This is a genomic window from Rhodococcus sp. Eu-32 (assembly GCF_003336925.1).
GTDB classification, from domain to species: Bacteria; Actinomycetota; Actinomycetes; order Mycobacteriales; family Mycobacteriaceae; genus Rhodococcoides; species Rhodococcoides kyotonensis_B.
Genome location: NZ_QGNK01000081.1, coordinates 1 through 436, shown reverse-complemented (window position 1 = coordinate 436; position 436 = coordinate 1). Strand labels below are relative to the sequence as shown.

General features: G+C 48.9%; 1 protein-coding gene. It reads left to right on the top strand.

What is annotated here, in order from left to right; translation table 11 throughout:
* Positions 1 to 209: biofilm-dependent modulation protein (gene bdm, locus DK926_RS26385; protein ID WP_114332841.1), on the top strand; the 209-nt coding region annotated here is incomplete at its 5' end.
* Between the last annotated feature and the right edge of the window lie 227 nt (positions 210 to 436).

The window sequence follows — 436 nt, the reverse complement described above, 5'->3', positions numbered from 1 at the left end:
CTTATCACTCAGCAAATACCTCAGCAGCACAACCGGCCCTGGTCAACGCGATTGAACAAGGATTACGCGCGGAGTTAGGCGTTGTCACTGAAGATGATATTTTAATGGAGCTGACCAAATGGGTTGAAGCTTCCGACAATGACATCCTCAGTGACATCTACCAGCAGACCATCAACTATGTGGTAAGCGGGCAGCACCCGACTCTGTAAAACCTGCTATGCTGTATCGGCAACCTTAGGGGTTACGTTTCTTTCGCGTAAGCGAATTTGTCCTTAAAACTAGCAACAGGATTGAGGAGTTAACATGAAATCGAACCGTCAGGCTCGTCATATACTTGGACTGGATTACAGAATTTCCAACCAGCGTAAGGTTGTTACTGAAGGCGACACCAGCAGCGTGGTGAATAACCCAACCGGCAGAAAGCGCCGCGCCGACA